Origin of the sequence: uncultured Amaricoccus sp. (assembly GCF_937891315.1) — a bacterium.
GTDB lineage: Bacteria > Pseudomonadota > Alphaproteobacteria > Rhodobacterales > Rhodobacteraceae > Amaricoccus.
The window spans coordinates 8672-25784 of record NZ_CALAGI010000180.1 but is presented as its reverse complement, the minus strand read 5'-3'; the positions used below and the strand labels follow the sequence as shown (position 1 = coordinate 25784).

General features: G+C 69.4%; 12 protein-coding genes. 1 reads left to right on the top strand and 11 read right to left on the bottom strand.

The window, feature by feature from the left end; all coding sequences use genetic code 11:
* Window positions 1-12: 12 nt before the first annotated feature.
* Window positions 13-3633, bottom strand: coding sequence for a hydantoinase B/oxoprolinase family protein (locus tag Q0480_RS17790; RefSeq protein ID WP_299135019.1), 3621 nt, complete (start codon window positions 3631-3633; stop codon window positions 13-15).
* 136 nt (window positions 3634-3769) lie between these two features.
* Between Q0480_RS17790 and Q0480_RS17785 the strand changes: the two genes are divergently transcribed.
* Entirely contained in the window at window positions 3770-4471 is a 702-nt protein-coding gene (locus Q0480_RS17785) for a molecular chaperone DjiA (protein ID WP_299135016.1), read from the top strand.
* 30 nt (window positions 4472-4501) lie between these two features.
* Here the strand turns inward: Q0480_RS17785 and Q0480_RS17780 are convergent, their stop codons facing one another.
* From Q0480_RS17780 to xdhA, 10 genes are all read right to left on the bottom strand, one after another.
* Entirely contained in the window at window positions 4502-4930 is a 429-nt protein-coding gene (locus Q0480_RS17780) for a GFA family protein (RefSeq protein ID WP_299135014.1), read from the bottom strand.
* Window positions 4931-5039: 109 nt separating this feature from the next.
* Window positions 5040-6260, bottom strand: coding sequence for a mandelate racemase/muconate lactonizing enzyme family protein (locus Q0480_RS17775; protein ID WP_299135012.1), 1221 nt, complete (start codon window positions 6258-6260; stop codon window positions 5040-5042).
* Window positions 6257-7342 (bottom strand): zinc-binding dehydrogenase, encoded by a 1086-nt coding sequence (locus Q0480_RS17770; protein WP_299135010.1) that lies wholly within the window; start codon window positions 7340-7342, stop codon window positions 6257-6259. The genes Q0480_RS17775 and Q0480_RS17770 overlap by 4 nt, the downstream gene beginning before the upstream one ends.
* A gap of 304 nt (window positions 7343-7646) precedes the next feature.
* Window positions 7647-8729 carry a BMP family ABC transporter substrate-binding protein gene (locus Q0480_RS17765; protein ID WP_299135008.1) on the bottom strand — a complete coding sequence of 361 codons (1083 nt, stop codon included), beginning with the start codon at window positions 8727-8729 and terminating at the stop codon, window positions 7647-7649.
* A gap of 47 nt (window positions 8730-8776) precedes the next feature.
* On the bottom strand, window positions 8777-9709 hold the full coding sequence (locus tag Q0480_RS17760) for an ABC transporter permease (RefSeq protein ID WP_299135006.1): 933 nt from the start codon (window positions 9707-9709) through the stop codon (window positions 8777-8779).
* The gene (locus tag Q0480_RS17755) at window positions 9709-10797 is read right to left on the bottom strand and encodes an ABC transporter permease (RefSeq protein WP_299135005.1); all 1089 of its coding nucleotides are present in this window, start codon (window positions 10795-10797) and stop codon (window positions 9709-9711) included. Before Q0480_RS17755 ends, Q0480_RS17760 begins: the two co-directional genes overlap by 1 nt.
* Complete coding sequence (locus tag Q0480_RS17750) at window positions 10784-12307, bottom strand: ABC transporter ATP-binding protein (RefSeq protein ID WP_299135003.1); 1524 nt, start codon at window positions 12305-12307, stop codon at window positions 10784-10786. The genes Q0480_RS17755 and Q0480_RS17750 overlap by 14 nt, the downstream gene beginning before the upstream one ends.
* Window positions 12304-13296: a xanthine dehydrogenase accessory protein XdhC gene (gene xdhC, locus Q0480_RS17745; RefSeq protein ID WP_299135001.1), complete on the bottom strand. Its 993-nt coding sequence runs from the start codon at window positions 13294-13296 to the stop codon at window positions 12304-12306. The genes Q0480_RS17750 and xdhC overlap by 4 nt, the downstream gene beginning before the upstream one ends.
* Window positions 13290-15578, bottom strand: coding sequence for a xanthine dehydrogenase molybdopterin binding subunit (gene xdhB / locus Q0480_RS17740; protein ID WP_299134999.1), 2289 nt, complete (start codon window positions 15576-15578; stop codon window positions 13290-13292). The genes xdhC and xdhB overlap by 7 nt, the downstream gene beginning before the upstream one ends.
* The gene (xdhA, locus tag Q0480_RS17735) at window positions 15575-16981 is read right to left on the bottom strand and encodes a xanthine dehydrogenase small subunit (protein ID WP_299134997.1); all 1407 of its coding nucleotides are present in this window, start codon (window positions 16979-16981) and stop codon (window positions 15575-15577) included. Before xdhA ends, xdhB begins: the two co-directional genes overlap by 4 nt.
* Window positions 16982-17113 lie beyond the last annotated feature (132 nt).

The window sequence follows — 17113 nt, the reverse complement described above, 5'->3', positions numbered from 1 at the left end:
GCAAACCCGCGGTCACACCGGCGCCGGGCCGAAGCCGCCACCGCCGGGCGTCTCGAGGCAATAGACATCGCCGGCGCCGACTTCGCGACGGTCGGCGGAGGCGAGCGTCTCCTCGCTTCCGTCGGCGCGAAGGATCCGGGCGCTGCCAAGGCCACCCGGCGCGCCGCCCTCGAGGCCCGGCGGCGGCACGACCCGGTGGCCGGCGAGGATGGCAACGGTCATTGGTTCGAGAAAGCGGACACGGCGCGTCACGCCGTCCCCTCCTGCGAAGGCGCCCGCGCCGCCGGACCCTTCGCGGATGCTGAATTCGTCGAGCACCACCGGAAAGCGCCATTCCAGCACTTCGGGATCGGTCAGCCGCGAGTTGGTCATGTGGGAATGCACTCCGCTTGTCCCCGCGTAGCCCGTGCCATCCGACAGTCGCCCGGCGCCGGTCCCGCCACAGATCGTCTCGTAGTACTGATAGCGGTCATTGCCCCAGGTGGTGTTGTTCATGGTTGACTGCGCCGCCGCCTGCGCGCCCAGCGCGAGAAAGAGCGCCGAGGTCACGGCCTGGCTGGTCTCGACATTGCCCGCGATGACAGCGGCCGGATAGCGTGGCGACAGCATGGTACCGGCCGGAAGGATGACCTTGAGCGGCTTCATCACCCCTTCGTTCATCGGGATCGCATCGTCGACGAGGCAGCGGAAGACATAGAGCACCGCCGCGCGCGTCACCGGCTCCGGCGCGTTGTAGTTGGTGGCGAGTTCCGCCGTGGTGCCGGTGAAATCGATGGTCGCCGCGCGGCGGGCGCGGTCGACGGTGACCCGCACCCTTATCTCGCGCGGATTGCCGTCGAAATCGGGATCCATCGGATAGACATATTCGGCGTCGCCCAGCGCCTCGATGGCACGACGGACGCATTCCTCGGCATTGTCCTGGACATGGGCCATATAGGCCTGAACCACGGGCAGGCCGAAGCTCGCGACCATGCGCCGCAACTCCCGCGCGCCCTTCTCGCAGGCGGCGACCTGCGCCTTGAGATCGGCGATGTTGATGTCGGGCGCGCGGGCCGGATGCGGGCCGGCGAGCAGGAGCGCGCGGGTCTCGGCCTCGCGGAACCGACCGGCCTCGACCAGCATCCAGTTGTCGATATAGGCGCCCTCGTCATGGATCACCCGGCTGTCCGGCGGCATCGATCCGGGCGTGAGACCACCAACGTCGGTATGATGGCCGCGGGCGGCGGTGAAGAACAACGGTTCTCGCCCGGCATCGTCCCAGACCGGAGCCACCACCGTCATGTCAGGCAGATGCGTGCCGCCGTTGTAGGGCGCGTTCAGCACGAAGACGTCGCCCGGCCGCATCTCCGGATTCTGGACGATGATCGCCTTCACGCTGGCGCCCATCGACCCGAGATGCACCGGCATATGCGGCGCATTGGCGATGAGATCGCCGGCCGCGTCGAAGACCGCGCAGGAAAAATCGAGCCGCTCCTTGATGGTGACGCTGGCGGCGGTGTTCTCCAGCACCGCGCCCATCTGCTCGGCGATCGACATGTACAGATTGTTGAAGACCTCGAGCATTACCGGATCGGCCGCGGTGCCGATGGCGTGGGCGCGGCCGAGCGCTTCGACGCGGCGGAGGATGGTGTGACCATGGCTGGTGATCTCCGCGCGCCATCCGGGCTCGATCAGGATCGAGGTATGCGGCTCGACCAGCACGGCGGGGCCGGTGACGCGGTCGCCGGGGGCCAGATCCTCGCATCGGACGAAGCGCGCCGGCATCCACGCGCCGCCAAGGAACACCGGCGCCTCGGCGGCGGGATAGGCGTCCTCGGCCCGTTCGGTCGCGGTGTATTCGCGTTCGGTCAGATCCGCGGCCGCGCCGATCGCCTCGACCTCCAGGCTCTCGATGACGAGGGGCATGTCGCCGGGATCGAAGCCGAAGCGGCCGCGGTGCGCGGTCTGGAAGGCGGCGGCCATTTCGCCGAGCCGGGCGAAGGCGATGGGGAGCGCCGTGTCGGTGCCCCGCGTCTTGAGCCGCAAGGTCTGGATGAGGCGGATCGCCGCTTCCGGCACGCCCTGGCTTTCGACCTCGGTCAGGGCGGCGACGCCGAGCGTATCGAGCCGGGCGGCGGCGGCGAGACGGTTTTCGGCGTCGAACGGCGCTTCCATCGCCTCGGCGCGGCTGGCGCGGATGTCGGCGAGGCCCATGCCATAGGCCGAGAGCAGCGAGGCCATCGGATGGATGAGGCAGGTGGTCATGCCGAGCGTGTCGGCGATGGCGCAGGCATGTTGCGCCCCCGCGCCACCGAAGACGGTCAGGCAGTAGCCCGAGACATCATAGCCGCGCTGCACCGAGATGGTCTTGATCGCATTCGCCATATTCTCGGTTGCGATGCGCAGGAAGCCCTCGGCGGTCTCTTCCGGGCTCTTGCCGATCTCGGCGGCGAGGCGCTGGAAGCCGGCGCGGGTGGCTTCGGCGTCGAGTGGGCGGTCGGCGTCCGGGCCGAAGATCGCCGGAAAATAGTCCGGGCGCAGCCGTCCGGTCAGCAGGTTCGCATCGGTCACGGCCAGCGGACCGCCGCGCCCATAGGCGGCGGGCCCGGGATTGGCCCCCGCGCTTTCCGGACCGACCCGCATCCGGGCGCCGTCATAGGTGAGGAGCGAGCCGCCGCCCGCCGCCACGGTATGGATCATCATCATCGGCGCGGTGACCCGGACGCCAGCGACCTCGGTATTGAGCACCCGCTCGAACCCGCCCGCGAAGTGACAGACGTCGGTCGAGGTGCCGCCCATGTCGAAACCGATCATCCGGCGAAAGCCGGCGATCTCGCTGACCCGCGCCGCGCCGACGACGCCGCCCGCCGGGCCTGAAAGAATCGCGTCCTTGCCCTGAAAGCGCGTGGCGTCGGTCAGCCCGCCCGAGGATTGCATGAAGAGCAGCTTGCCGGTCATGTCACCGTCGAAGGCCGCCGCCACCCGGTCGATGTAGCGGCGCAGGATCGGCGTCAGGTAGGCATCGACCACGGTGGTATCGCCGCGGCGAACCATCTTCATCAGCGGGCTGACCTCGTGGCTGACCGAGATCTGGGCGAAACCCGCCGCGCGGGCCAGCGCCGCCGCCCGGGCCTCGTGCGCGCGGTGGCGATAGCCGTGAACGAAGACGATGGCACAGGCGTCGAGCCCGGCGACCCGCGCCTCGGCCAGCGCCGCGGCGAGATGCGCCTCGTCGAGCGGGATTTCCACCGTCCCGTCGGCGCGGACCCGTTCCTCGGCCTCGATGACACAGGCCTGGAGCATCTCGGGCAGGACGATCCGCCGATCGAAGAGCCGCGGGCGGTTCTGATAGGCGAGGCGGAGTTGCTGACCGAGGCCGCGCGTGGTGACGAGGACCAGCGGCTCGCCCTTGCGTTCGAGCAGCGCGTTGGTGGCGACGGTCGTGCCCATCTTGACGCTGGAGACGGTCGCGGCGGGAATGGCGGCGTCCGGCGTGAGGCCGAGAAAACCCCGGATGCCGTGCAGCGCGGCGTCGGCGTATTGCTCCGGGTTTTCCGACAGGAGCTTTGTCCGGTGGAGCGCGCCTTCCGGGTCGCGGGCGACGATGTCGGTGAAGGTGCCGCCGCGGTCGATCCAGAAATCCCAGCCGGCCATATGCTCGCACCTCCCCCCGTGTCTCGCGCGCACTGAGGCATGGGGCGCGAAGCGACGCAAGGGGTGGCCCGGGAGAGGAGGAAGGCGACAAATCGCCTGCTGCGCGAGCCCGCCGGGCCTGCTAAGGTCCGCCCCCATGTCGATCTGGACCCGTGTCACCGATGTTCTGGCGGCGATCATCGCCAAGGGCGACAGCCTGCTGGCGCTGTTCGAACGTCGGCCGACCGCGCCGGAGCACAGCGTCGCCTTCACCATCGCGGTGATCAGCCTCGGCGCCAAGATGGCGAAGGCGGACGGCCGCGTGAAGCCGGTGGAGGTGGCCGCGCTGCGCCGGGTGTTCCAGATCGCGCCCGAGGACGAGGCGGCGGCGGCGCGGGTATTCAATCTCGCGCGGCAGGACGTGGCGGGATTCGACGCCTACGCCGCGCGGATCGCCGGCATGTTCCAGGACCGGAGGCAGGTGCTGGAGGACATCCTCGAGGGATTGTTCCACATCGCGATGGCCGACGGCGGCTATCACGAGGACGAAGCCGGGTTCCTCGGGCGGGTGGCGGAAATCTTCGGCATCACGCCCCGCGCCTTCGCCTGCATCGAGGCGCGGCACGTGTCCGGACAGGCTCCCGATCCGTGGCACGTGCTCGGCATGCCGCGAGACGCCGAGATCGGGGCGATCAAGGCGCGCTGGCGCGAGTTGGTGCGGGAGAACCATCCTGACATGATGATCGCGCGGGGACTGCCGCCCGAGACGGTGAACCTCGCCAACACGCGACTGGCGGCGATCAACCGGGCCTGGGAGGAAATCTCCGCGCGGGGGCGGCCACTGGAGCCCGCGGAATAGCCGCGAACCAACCGCCCGCCCCCGGCCGGTCTATTCGGGCAGGGTTTCGCCGGAGCCGCCGAGTTCCGCCGGGAAATCCTTCATCTTCGGCAGACCGTCCTTCATCGGCAGCACGGTTTCCGCGTAGTTCACGTGCAGCATGGGTGCGAAGGCGAGGCTTGGAATGGTGGCGGCATAGACGTCCTTCAGGCCGAAGGTCGGATGCTCGGCCATCACGTGCCCACCGCATTTGACGCAGAACATCCGGTTCGTCAGCTCGGTCTTCATATAGGCGCCGAGCAGGTCGGCCCCCTTGGTCACGGTTACGTTTTCGGGCTTCCACAAGGTGAAGGCATTGACCGGCGCCGCCGACCACGAGCGGCAGGACGCGCAATGGCAATAGCCCATGGCTTCGGGAGCGCCGGTGGTCTCGATCTCGACCGCGCCGCAGAAGCAGGTTCCAATATGTTTTTCTGACATTTCATTTCCCAAGGTGAATGGCGTCCGGAAAATACGTGGACCGGTGGAGTCTAGCACATATCCGGTCAGGCCGGGCAGTGAACCGCGCTTCACAATCCCGCGTGCCGGCTCAGCCGCCGGCGAAGGGTGCGCCGCCGCGCGGGTCGGGCGGGTCGCTGCTCATCTCCAGATGCAGCCGGTCGCCGGTCCAGGGGTGCGCGCGGGCGACGGCCTCGTCGATCTCCACCCCCAGCCCCGGAGCATCGGGCGGCAGGACATAACCGTCCTCGAAGGTCACGCGGCGGGTGAGCAGGTCGGCGTGGAAGCCGGCGCCGGAGCCGATGCTCTCGAGGATCAGGAAATTCGGGATCGACAGGGCGAGCTGGATCGCCGCCGCCCAGGCGATGGGGCCGGCGTAGAGATGCGGGGCGATCTGGGCGCCGAAGCCTTCGGCCAGGATCGCGACCTTGCGCGCCTGAAGCAGGCCGCCGACCCGACCGAGGCTCGGCTGCAGGATCGAGACGCCGCCGGCGCGCAGCAGGGTGGCGAATTCCCCCGCCGTGGTCAGGCGCTCGCCGGCCGCGATCGGGACCGGCGATTGCGCCGCGACTCTGGCGAGATCGAGCGGCAGGTCGGGGGGGATCGGCTCCTCGAACCAGAGCGGGTCATAGCGGGCGATCCGCCGGGCGAGGCGGATCGCCCCGGCGGGGGTGAACTGGCCGTGGGTACCGAACAGCAGGTCGGCCCGGTCGCCGACCGCCTCGCGGATGCGCTTGCAGAACGCCTCGGATCGGTCGAGGTCGGGAATCGAGGGCTGGTGCCCGCCCCGGATGGTATAGGCGCCGGCCGGGTCGAACTTCACCGCCGTGAAGCCTTCGCGCACCATGCGCGCGGCGCGGGCGGCCGAGGCGTCCGGATCGCTGTAGAAGGTCGCCGGATCCTCGCCCGGCTCGGGATAGAGGTAGGTATAGGCGCGCAACCGGTCCCGGACGCGCCCGCCCCACAGCGCGTGGACCGGCCGGTCACGCGCCTTGCCGAGAATGTCCCAGCAGGCGATCTCCAATCCGGAAAACGCCCCCATCACCGTCGGGTCCGCGCGCTGGGTGAAGCCCGAGGAATAGGCGCGGCGGAACATGAGCTCGATATTCTCGGGGCTTTCGCCTTCCATGTGGCGGGCGAAGACGTCGGCGATCACCGCGCGCATCGCGTCGGGACCGACGGTGGCGGCGTAGACCTCGCCCCAGCCAACGATACCGCAGGCGGTGGTCAGCTTGACGAAGATGAAATAGCGGCCGCCGAAGCCGGGCGGCGGATTGCCGACGACGAGAATGTCGAGACCGGCGAGCTTCATCGCGGCGCGTCGAACGTGACGATGTTGCGGAGCGCGGCGCCGGACTTGGTGGCGGCGATCGCCTCGTTGATCCGCTCGAGCGGGAAGCGGCCGGTGACCAGTTCCGCGAGCTTCAGGCGGCCGGCGCGATACTGGGTGATGAGCCAGGGGATGTCGCGGGCGAGCACGGTCTGGCCCATGCGCGAGCCGAGCAGGCTCTGGTTCATCGCGGCGAGCGACGTCGGGTCGTAACCGACGCTGGTGCCGGTGGGCGGCAACCCGACCAGCACCACGGCGCCGCCAGGGGCGAGCAGCGCCGGCGCCTCGGCGAAGGCTCGCGGCGCGCCGACGGTGACGAAGACGAAATCGACCCCCTGCCCCGCCGTCAGGGCGCGGATCCGGGACGCGAGCTCGGGCCCGGCGACCAGCCCGTCGGTGGCGCCGAAGACCCGCGCCGCCGCGAGCTTCTCCGGCAGCGCGTCCACCGCGAATATCCGCGCCGCGCCGCCCAGCGCCGCGCCCTGGATCGCGTTCAAGCCGACGCCGCCGACGCCGATCACAGCGACCCGGGCACCGGGGCGCATGCGCGCGGTGTTGAGCACGGCGCCGACCCCGGTGATGACGCCGCAGGCGAGCAGCGCGGCGAGGTCGAGCGGCATGTCGACGGGCAGCTTCACGCACTGGCTGGCGTCGACGACCACCGCCTCGGCGAAGGCGGCGGTATTCATGCCCTGCGCGAGCGGCGCGCCGGCCGCGTCGCTCAGCGGGCTCGGCGCCACGTCCCAGGCGTGGGCGCAGGAGGTCGGCGCGCCGCCCGCGCAGGCCGGGCAGGCCCCGCAGGCGCGGATCAAGGTGACAAGCACCGGATCGCCGACGGCGAAGCCGCGCGCCCCCGGACCGAGGGCGGTGACTCTGCCGGCGGCCTCGTGGCCATAGATCGCCGGCAACGCGCCCCCCCAGGCGCCTTCGGCATAGGCGATGTCGGAATGGCAGATCGCGCAGGCGGACAACGCGACGGCGATCCGAAACGGCCCCGGCGGAGCGAGATGGATATCCTCGATGGTGAGCGGTTGGCCGAAGGCCCGGCAGACGGCGGCGCGCATGGATGGTCCTGGGTCCGAGATCGTGCGAGCCTAGAACAATATCCAACCGGACGGAATCGTTCGATGATCGAGATATTGCTGAAAATCAAAATGCTGGAGCGGAAATTCGACGGACGGAATGGGCTGTCCAACCGGGCGAAACCCGGCGGCCGCGGCGATCTCGCGAAAATCGGGCACTGGTCGCTTCGGCTTCACCGGCTCGGGACGGCTCCAGCTCGGGTGAGCGCGGCGTGTCGGACGTGGTCCCCGGTTCAAGACCGGGGACACGCCTTGGGCAGGGCGGCGGGCGCCGCCTCCGGAAACGTCAGTTCGGAATTTTGCCGGTGATGCCCTCGACATAGAAATCCATGCCGGCCAGCACGCCGTCGTCCGGGGTTTCGCCCTCGGCGAGCCAGACGGAGCCGTCCTGCTTGTTCAGCGGGCCGGTGAAGGGGTGCAGCGTGCCCGCGCCGATGCTGTCGCGGACCGCCTCGGCTTTGGCCTTCACGTCGGCGGGCACGGCCTCGGTGATCTCGCCGATGCCGACCTCGCCACCGCCGATCCCGGCCCAGGTGTCCTTCTGTTCATAAGTGCCGTCGATGAGAGCCTGAATGCGCTCGATATAGTATGGCGCCCAGTTGTCGACGATCGCCGACACCCGCGGGCTCGGCTTGTATTCCGCCATGTCGGAGGCCTGACCGAAGCCGATGACGCCGGGGGTCTTGGCAGCCTCGGCCAGAACGGCGGTGGAATCCGTATGCTGGAGGATCACATCGACGCCCTGCTCGATCAGCGCCTTCGCGGCATCGGCTTCCTTCGCCGGATCGAACCAGGTGTAGGCCCAGACGACCGAGATGGTCACGTCCGGGTTCACCTTCTTGGCGTTCACGTAGGTCGAATTGATGCCCTGGATCACCTCGGGGATCGGGAACGATCCGATATACCCGATCTTGTTCGATTTCGTCATCAGGCCGGCGATCGTCCCCATCACCGCGCGCCCCTCGTAGAAGCGCGCATTGTAGGTCGAAACGTTCGGATGCTCGCGCTTGTAGCCGGTGGCATGCTCGAACTTCACGTTCGGGAACTTGGCGGCGACGGCGTTGGTCGCGTCCATGTAGCCGAAGGAGGTGGTGAAGATGATGTCGCAGCCGGAAAGCGCCATCTGGGTCAGCACGCGCTCGGCGTCGGCGCCCTCGGGGACGCTCTCCTGATAGGCGGTCTCGACCTTGTCGCCGAACTTCTCGACCACCGCCTGACGCCCGAGCTCGTGCTGGAACGTCCAGCCGCCGTCGCCGATCGGACCGACATAGATGAAACAGGCCTTGACCGGATCCTGGGCGAAGGCGCCGCCGCCGAAGGCGAGGCCAAGCGCCAGCGCGGCGCCGCCGAGTAGAGTTCTGCGTAGCATTCCATGCTCCCTGTTGTGCCGGTGATGATCCGGCATGATCCGTCGCCTCAGCGCGAGGCGTGGAAGTTCTTGCCGAGCGCGGCCGGGGCGTTGAGCGCCGCGCGGCCGCGATCCGCCGAGATGATGACCAGCACCAGGATGGTGATGAGATATGGCGACATTGCCAGATATTCGACAGGAATGGTGGATCCCGCTGCCTGAAGGTTAAGCTGCAACACCGAGATGCCGCCGAACAGATACGCCCCGATCAGGACGCGCCAGGGTTTCCAGCTGGCGAAGACGACGAGGGCCAGCGCGATCCAGCCGGCGCCGGCGGTGATGCCGTCGGTCCATTGCGGCACGCGCACGAGGCTGACATAGGCGCCGCCGAGGCCCGCCATCGCCCCGCCGAACAGGATGGCGAGCAGGCGGATGCGCTGGACCTTGTAGCCGAGCGCGTGGGCGGCGTCGTGGTTCTCGCCAACCGCGCGCAGGATGAGGCCGGTTCGCGTATAGCGCAGCACCGCCCAGACCACGGCGACCATCAGAATCGAGAAATAGACCATCGGATCGTGATGGAAGAGGATGGTGCCCACCGCCGGGATGTCGGTCAGCGGTCCGAATTCGAGCCGCGGCGTCGGTGGCGGCTTCACGCCCACGTAGCCCTGGCCGATCAGCGACGAGAGGCCGAGGCCGAACAGGGTGAGGGCGAGGCCGGTCGCCACCTGATTGGCGAGAAAGACCTGGGTCAGGATTGCGAAGACGAGCGACAGCGCCGCGCCACCCAGCGCCGCCGCCAGGAAGCCGAGGAACGGGCTGCCGCTGGTCGCCGCCGTGGCGAGGCCGCAGACGGCGCCGATGATCATCATGCCCTCGACCCCGAGATTGAGCACCCCGGCCTTCTCGACCACGAGTTCGCCAATCGCGGCCAGCATGATCGGCACCGCCGCCACCATCAGCGAGGCGACGAGGACGGCGAGATTGATCCCTCCGAGATCCATCAGGCGGCTCCCTTCACGGCGAGGCGTATGCGGTAGTTCGACAGCACATCGACGGCGAGCAGGAAGAACAGCAGCATCCCCTGGAAGGCCTGGATCGCCGCCGACGGCAGGCCGAGCATGAACTGCGCCAGCTCGCCGCCGATATAGGTGAGCGCCATGAGCAGGCCGGCGAGCAGGATGCCGATCGGGTTCAGCCGCCCGAGGAAGGCGACGATGATCGCCGTGAAGCCGTAGCCGGAGGCGAAGTCGATGCTGATCTGGCCGGCTGGCCCCGCCACCTCGAAGAGGCCGGCCATGCCGGCGAGCGCGCCCGAGATGCCCATGCAGAGCACGACGAGCCTGTCCGGCTTCACCCCCGCGAAGCGCGCGGCGCGCGGCGCCTCGCCGGTGACCCGGATCTGGAAGCCGAGCATGTGCCGCTGCAACAGGATATAGGCCGCGATCACCGCGATGAAGGCGGCGACCACGCCCCAATGCATGCCGGTGCCGGGGATGAGTTCGAGATTGGCGGCCGCCGGATACTGGCTGAGGTTGCGCGAACCGGGAAAGCCGCCGCCCTGCGGGTTGCGCAGCGCGCCGAGCGCCATCGAGGACAGGATCGCCTGGGCGACATAGACGAGGAGCAGCGAGACGAGGATCTCGTTGGTTCGGAAGCGGGTGCGCAGGATCGCCGGGATCATCGCCCAGACCCAGCCGCCGAAGGCGCCGGCGATCACCATCAGCGGCAGGACGAGGATCCGCGTCTCCATCGGATAGAAGGCGAGGCCGACGGCGGCGCCGAAGATCGCCCCCATGATGTACTGGCCCTCGGCGCCGATGTTCCAGATGCCGGCGCGAAAGCCGAGCGACAGGCCGACGGCGATCAGGATCAGCGGCGCCGCCTTCACCAGGAGCTGCGGCCGGGAATAGGCCGCGAGATCGGGGTTGAACAGCGGATCCCAGAAGATGGTGCGGATCGCCTCGAACGGATTCTTGCCGAGGAGGGCGAACATGATTCCGCCCGCGACCATGGTCAGCAGTACCGCCAGCACCGGCGTCGCCGCCGTCCAGAATTTCGACGGCGACGGGCGCTTCTCAAGCGTGAACATGGTGGGCAACCTCCATTCCGTGGGCTCCGCCCATCATCAGGCCGATCTCGTCCACGGTCAGGCCCTGGGTCGGCCGCGGCCTGGTCATCCGGCCGCCGTTCAGGGCGGCGAAATCGTCGGCGATCTCCAGGAGTTCGTCGAGATCCTGGCTGATGACGACCACGGCGGCGCCGGCGGTCGCGCGGTCGATCAGCGCCTGGCGGATCGAAGCCGCGGCGGCCGCGTCGACGCCCCAGGTCGGCTGGTTCACCACGACGACGCCGGGCTCCTGCAAGAGCTCACGGCCGATGACGAATTTCTGCAGGTTGCCGCCGGACAGCGCCCGCGCGGCGACGCCGATCCCCGGGGTACGCACGTCGTAGTCCTTGACGACCTCGCTGGCGAACTCGCGGGTCGCCGGCCAGTCGATGAACCCGCGGTTGACCAGCCCGCGGCGGAGCGCGCCGGAGAGGAGCGCGTTCTCGGTCAGGCTCATGTCGGGCGCCGCGGCGTGGCCCAGCCGCTCCTCGGGGGCGGCGACGAGGCCGGCGCGGCGCCGCTCGTTCGGGCCGAGGTCGCCCGAAGGCGTCCCGTCGATCTTCACCATGTCCTTCGGTGTGCGCAGCTCGCCCGAGAGCGCGAGCAGAAGCTCGTCCTGGCCGTTGCCGGCGACCCCGGCGATGCCGAGGATCTCGCCCTTGCGCACGGCGAAAGCGATGTCCTTCAGCCCCATGCCGAACGGGTTCGGCGAGGCGACGCTGAGGCCCGTCACTTCGAGCGCGACCGGACCCTTCGGCTTGGCGCTGCGCTCGGGCGGGGTCAGGGTCTGGCCGACCATCATCTCGGCCAGTTCGCGCGCGGTCTTCTCGCGCGGGACGCAGGTGCCGACGACCTTGCCCCGGCGCAGGATGGTGGCGCCGTCGCAGATCGCCCGGATCTCCTCGAGCTTGTGGCTGATATAGAGGATCGCCGTGCCCTCGGCGCTGAGCTGGCGCAGGGTCTGGAACAGGATATCCACCTCCTGCGGCGTCAGCACGCTGGTCGGCTCGTCCATGATCAGGAGCTTCGGATCCTGCAGCAGGCAGCGGATGATCTCGACCCTTTGCCGTTCGCCGGCGGAGAGGTCGCCGACCAGCCGGTCGGGATCGAGCGGCAGGCCGTATTCCTCCGAGACCGAGCGGATGCGCGCCGCGAGTTCGCCCATCCGCGGCGGGTTTTCCATGCCAAGCGTCACGTTCTCGGCGACGTTCAGCGCCTCGAACAGCGAAAAATGCTGGAACACCATGGCAACGCCGAGGGCGCGGGCGACGCCGGGCTTCGGCGGGGCATAGGGCTGGCCGCGCAGCAGCATGGTCCCGCTGTCCGGTCGCACGAGGCCGTAGATCATCTTGACCAGCGTGGACTTGCCGGCGCCGTTCTCGCCGAGGAGCGCGTGCACCTCGCCGGGCTCGACCGAGAAGCTGATGTCCTCGTTCGCCTTCACCCCGGGATAGGATTTCGAAAGGCCATCGACCCGTAGCAATGCCGTCATGCGTGCGAGACCCTTGCGTGAGAGGCGGTTTCGGAGAGGCGCAGCGCCTCGGCCACGACGCCGAGCGCGATCGCGGCGGGCAGCTTGCCGAGCGACCGGTCGCCGATCGGACAGCGGAGCCGGGCGAGCGCGGCCTCGGAATGGCCGAGGTCGCGCAATCGCGTGAGGAACCGCGCGCGCTTGGAATCCGAGCCGATCAGCCCGAGATGGCGGAACGGGCGGCCGAGCACGGCATGGCAGATCTCGAGATCGAGCGCGTGGGAATAGGTGAGCACCAGATGCATCGCATCGTCGGGCGCGCGGGGCACGACGCGGGCCGGACTCTCGGCGATCAGCGGGGCGGCGTGCGTCGGGATCGTTTCCGGGAAACGTGCCCGCGTGGTGTCGATCCAGGTGATGACGAAGGGCAGCCCCTCGGCCACGCGGACGATGGCCCGGCCGACATGACCGGCGCCATAGAGCCAGAGCGGCGTCGCGGGCATGGCCAGCGGCTCGGTCATCAGATCGCCGACAAGCCCGGTCTCCGGTTCGCCCGAGCGGGCGGCGCGGCGCAGGCGCGCGGCGCTAAGGGGAGCGGCGACCAGCGGAACGGTCGCGGAGGGCGGCACGTCCGAGGCTATGGGCCGGGTGAAATCCGCGCCGTCGAGCGCGTCGAGCGAGGCAACCTCGCGCGCGGTGAACCGCTCGATCAGCAGCGTGACATGGCCGCCGCAGCATTGGCCGAGCGCCGGGCCGAGCGGCAGCTTCAGCATCTGGCGCGCCCAGGGTCGCGGGTCGGCGGCGAGCCGGCGCGCCGCCTCCGCCGCTTGGAACTCCAGAGCGCCGCCGCCGATGGTCCCGGACTGGCCGCTGGCCCAGACCAGCATCGAGGCGCCGGTCTCGCGCGGGGTCGAGCCGCGGAAGCGGGCGATGACCACCCGCGCCACCACGCCCTCGCGCGCCACCGCCTCGGCCAGCGCCGCGAGATCGAAGCCGGCGCCGCCTACCATGCGATGCCCCGTCGCGCGTCGACCGCCCGCAGGATGCGCTCCGGCGTGGCCGGCGCGTCGAGCGCGACATAGCCGGTTCCACCGCAGGCGGCGATGGCGTCGGAAATGGCGTAGAAGGCGGAGACGCCGAGCATCAGCGGCGGCTCGCCCACCGCCTTTGAGCGATGGATGGTATCCTCGGCGTTGCGTCCGTCCCAGAGCGCCACGTTGAACACCGCGGGACGGTCGGAGGCGCAGGGGATCTTGTAGGTCGAAGGCGCGTGGGTGGCGAGCCGGCCTTTCGGATCCCAGACCAGCTCCTCCATGGTCAGCCAGCCGGCGCCCTGGACATAGCCGCCCTCGACCTGACCGATATCGAGCGCCGGATTGAGGCTCGCGCCGGCGTCGTGCAGGATGTCGGTGCGCAGGATCCGGTTCTCGCCGGTCAGGGTGTCGATCGCCACCTCGGTCACGGCGGCGCCATAGGCGAAATAGAGGAACGGGCGGCCCCGACCGGCGCGGCGGTCCCACTGGATGCGCGGCGTCGCGTAAAAGCCGGTGGCCGAGAGCTGGATCCGCGCCTGGTAGGCGGCCCAGACCAGTTCGCGAAAGCCGACGCGGGTCTCGCCGATCAACACCTCGCCACCCTCGAACCGCACCGCCTCCGGCCGGACCTGCCAGCGCTCGGCCGCGAAGTCGCGAAGGCGCGTGGCGATGGTCTCGCAGGCGGCCTTGACCGCCATGCCATTGAGGTCGGTGCCGGAGGAGGCGGCGGTGGCCGAGGTGTTCGGCACCTTGCCGGTATCGGTCGCGGTGATCTTCACGGCGGAGAGCGGCTGGCCGAAGACCTGGGCCGCGACCTGGGCGACCTTGGTATTCAGCCCCTGCCCCATCTCGGTCCCGCCATGGTTCAGCTTGATCGAGCCGTCGGTATAGACATGCACCAGGGCGCCGGCCTGGTTCAGATGGGTGAGGGTGAAGGAGATGCCGAATTTCACCGGCGTCAGCGCGATACCGCGTTTCAGGACGCGCGACCCGGCGTTGTAGGCGGCGATCTCGGCCCGCCGCGCCACATAGTCCGAACGCCGGGCGAGCTCCTCCGCCAGCTCCGGCATGATATTGTCCTCGACCACCATATGGTAGGGCGTGACGGTGCGCGGGCCGGTCTTGTCATAGAAATTCGCCCGCCGCACCGCCAGGGGATCGCGGTCGAGATGGGCGGCGACATGGTCCATCACCCGCTCGATCCCGATCAGGCCCTGCGGCCCGCCGAAGCCGCGAAAGGCGGTGAAGGAGCAGAGATTGGTTCGCAACCGGTGGCTGACGATGCGGACGAGCGGCAGGAAATAGGCGTTGTCGGCATGCAGCATGGCGCGGTCGGCGACCGGGATCGACAGATCCTGGCTCCAGCCGCAATTGGCGAACTGCTCGAAATGCACGCCGGTCAGGTGGCCGTCGTCGTCGAAGCCGGCACGGTATTTCACGCGGAACGGATGGCGCTTTCCGGTGATCGCCATGTCGTCGTCGCGGTCGTAGCGCATCTTGGCCGGGCGGCCGGTCATCTGGGCGGCCAGCGCACAGGAGACCGCGAGCGCGTTGCCCTGGCTTTCCTTGCCGCCGAAGCCGCCGCCCATGCGCCGGATCTCGACCCTGACCGCGCTCATCGGCAGTCCGAGCGCGTCGGCGACCTTGTGCTGGATCTCGCTTGGATGCTGGGTCGAGGAATGGACGGTCATCTCGCCGGCCTCGCCCGGGACCACCCAGGCGGCCTGACCTTCGAGATAGAAATGCTCCTGCCCGCCGATCTCGAACGTGCCTTCGACCCGATGCGGCGCGGCCGCGATCGCCGCGTCGGGATCGCCGCGCAGATACTCGACCGTCGGCTCGATCCGGCTGTCGGCGGCCAGCGCCTGGTCGAGGGTCAGGATCGCCGGCAAGTCCTCGTATTCGATCTTGCCGAGCCGGGCGGCGCGGCGGGCCGCGAGATGGCTGTCGGCGATGACGAGAAAGATCGGATGGCCGTGGAACAGCACCTCGTCGATGGCGAGCAGCGGCTCGTCATGGGCCGAGGGCGAAACGTCGATCGGGCGTGGCAGGTCGGCATGCGCCAGCACCGCGATCACGCCCGGCGCCGCGCGCACCGCCGAAAGATCGACCGAGACAAGGCGCGCATGCGCCCGGGCCGAGGTACCGAAGGCGAGATGCAGCGTACCGGGCGGCAGCGGCACGTCGTCGGTATAGCGGGCGAGGCCCGAAACATGCAGCGGGCCGCTATCGTGCGGATAGGGGCTGTGAACGGTCACGAGGCCACCTGCTTGGCAAGGCGCGCCGGTCCCTGGTCGCAGGTCTCGACCAGAAGCCGCGAGAGCAGGTTCGCCGCGACGCGCTGACGATAGGCGGCGCTGGCGCGCATGTCGGTGATGGGCTGGTAGTCCTCGGCGAAGGCGGGCGCCGCCGCGGCGACCGTCGCCTCGGTCCAGGGCTTGCCGATCAGCGCCGCCTCGACCGCGCGGGCGCGCTTCGGCGTCGCGGCCATGCCGCCGAACGCGATCCGGGCGGCGGTGACGATATTGTCGGTGATCGCGACATTGAAACAGCCGCAGATCGCCGAGATGTCCTGATCGAACCGCTTGGAGATCTTGTAGCAGCGCAGCGTGTCGCGCTGGGCCGGGATCAGCACGCTCTCGACGAACTCACCGGGCGCCCGGTCCTGCTTGCCATAGGCGATGAAGAAGTCCTCGAGCGGGATCTCGCGCCGCTCGGCGCCCTTGCGCAAGGTCAGCCGCGCGCCGAGCGCGATCAGCGCGGGCGGACCGTCGCCGATCGGCGAGCCGTTGGCGATATTGCCGCCGATGGTCGCGGCGTTGCGCACCTGCGTCGAGCCGTAGCGCCGGATCAGCTCGGCGAAATCGGGATGCCGCCCCTCGACCGCGTCGCGCAGGCGTGACAGCGTGACGCCGGCGCCGACGCGCAGGCCCCGCGGCAGGATCTCGATCCGCCGCAGGCCGGCGAGCCGATGCAGGAAGGCGACCTTCGGCAGGTCGCGCAGCATCTTGGTCACCCAGAGCCCGACATCCGTCGCACCGCCGACCAGCGCCGCGTCCGGGTTGGCGGCGTACCAGTCGGCGAACCGGTCGAGATCGGCGGGCAGGTAGGCGCCCGGAATCTCGAGATCCTCGCCCGAGGCAAGGCCCGCGAGCGCCGCCTGCTCGTCGATTTCCCAATCCGGCGCGGGCGCGGCGCCGGCGACCTCGGCGGCGCGCAGGATCGGCGCGTAGCCGGTACAGCGGCAAAGATTGCCGGCGAGAACGTCGTTCCAATCGCGCCGCCCGTCGCGATGCGCGGCATAGAGCGACATGACGATGCCGGGAGTGCAGAAACCGCACTGGCTGCCGTGCTCGTCGATCATCGCGCGCTGCACCGGGTGCGGCGCCCCATGCGGACCCGCCAATCCCTCGACGGTACGGACGGCCTTGCCGTGCAGCTGCGGCAGGAACAGGATGCAGGCATTCTGCGCGCGATGGACGAGCTTGCCGTCCTCGATGTGCGAAACCGTGACGGTGCAGGCGCCGCAATCTCCCTCGTTGCAGCCCTCCTTGGTGCCGGTCAGCCGGCGCTCCTCGCGCAGCCAGTCGAGCAAGGTGGTGGTGGCGCAGCCATCGGCCGACACCTCCGTGCCGTTGAGCAGAAACCGGACCCCGCCCATCAGACGCGATCCTTGGCAAATTGAGACGCTACGGCGCTGTCGCGCATCCGATGGCTCCGAGGGAAGATTGGTCACATTATGAGGCACGGAACGAAACGCCATTGCAAGCGAGGCGTGCGGTTTCCGCAAGGC

Excerpts from the sequence above, each read along its gene's own strand:
- Q0480_RS17790 (WP_299135019.1), bottom strand. The coding sequence starts at position 3,633 with ATGGCCGGCTGGGATTTCTGGATCGACCGCGGCGGCACCTTCACCGAC.
- Q0480_RS17785 (WP_299135016.1), top strand. The coding sequence starts at position 3,770 with ATGTCGATCTGGACCCGTGTCACCGATGTTCTGGCGGCGATCATCGCC.
- Q0480_RS17780 (WP_299135014.1), bottom strand. The coding sequence starts at position 4,930 with ATGTCAGAAAAACATATTGGAACCTGCTTCTGCGGCGCGGTCGAGATC.
- Q0480_RS17775 (WP_299135012.1), bottom strand. The coding sequence starts at position 6,260 with ATGAAGCTCGCCGGTCTCGACATTCTCGTCGTCGGCAATCCGCCGCCC.
- Q0480_RS17770 (WP_299135010.1), bottom strand. The coding sequence starts at position 7,342 with ATGCGCGCCGCCGTCTGCCGGGCCTTCGGCCAACCGCTCACCATCGAG.
- Q0480_RS17765 (WP_299135008.1), bottom strand. The coding sequence starts at position 8,729 with ATGCTACGCAGAACTCTACTCGGCGGCGCCGCGCTGGCGCTTGGCCTC.
- Q0480_RS17760 (WP_299135006.1), bottom strand. The coding sequence starts at position 9,709 with ATGGATCTCGGAGGGATCAATCTCGCCGTCCTCGTCGCCTCGCTGATG.
- Q0480_RS17755 (WP_299135005.1), bottom strand. The coding sequence starts at position 10,797 with ATGTTCACGCTTGAGAAGCGCCCGTCGCCGTCGAAATTCTGGACGGCG.
- Q0480_RS17750 (WP_299135003.1), bottom strand. The coding sequence starts at position 12,307 with ATGACGGCATTGCTACGGGTCGATGGCCTTTCGAAATCCTATCCCGGG.
- xdhC (WP_299135001.1), bottom strand. The coding sequence starts at position 13,296 with ATGGTAGGCGGCGCCGGCTTCGATCTCGCGGCGCTGGCCGAGGCGGTG.
- xdhA (WP_299134997.1), bottom strand. The coding sequence starts at position 16,981 with ATGGGCGGGGTCCGGTTTCTGCTCAACGGCACGGAGGTGTCGGCCGAT.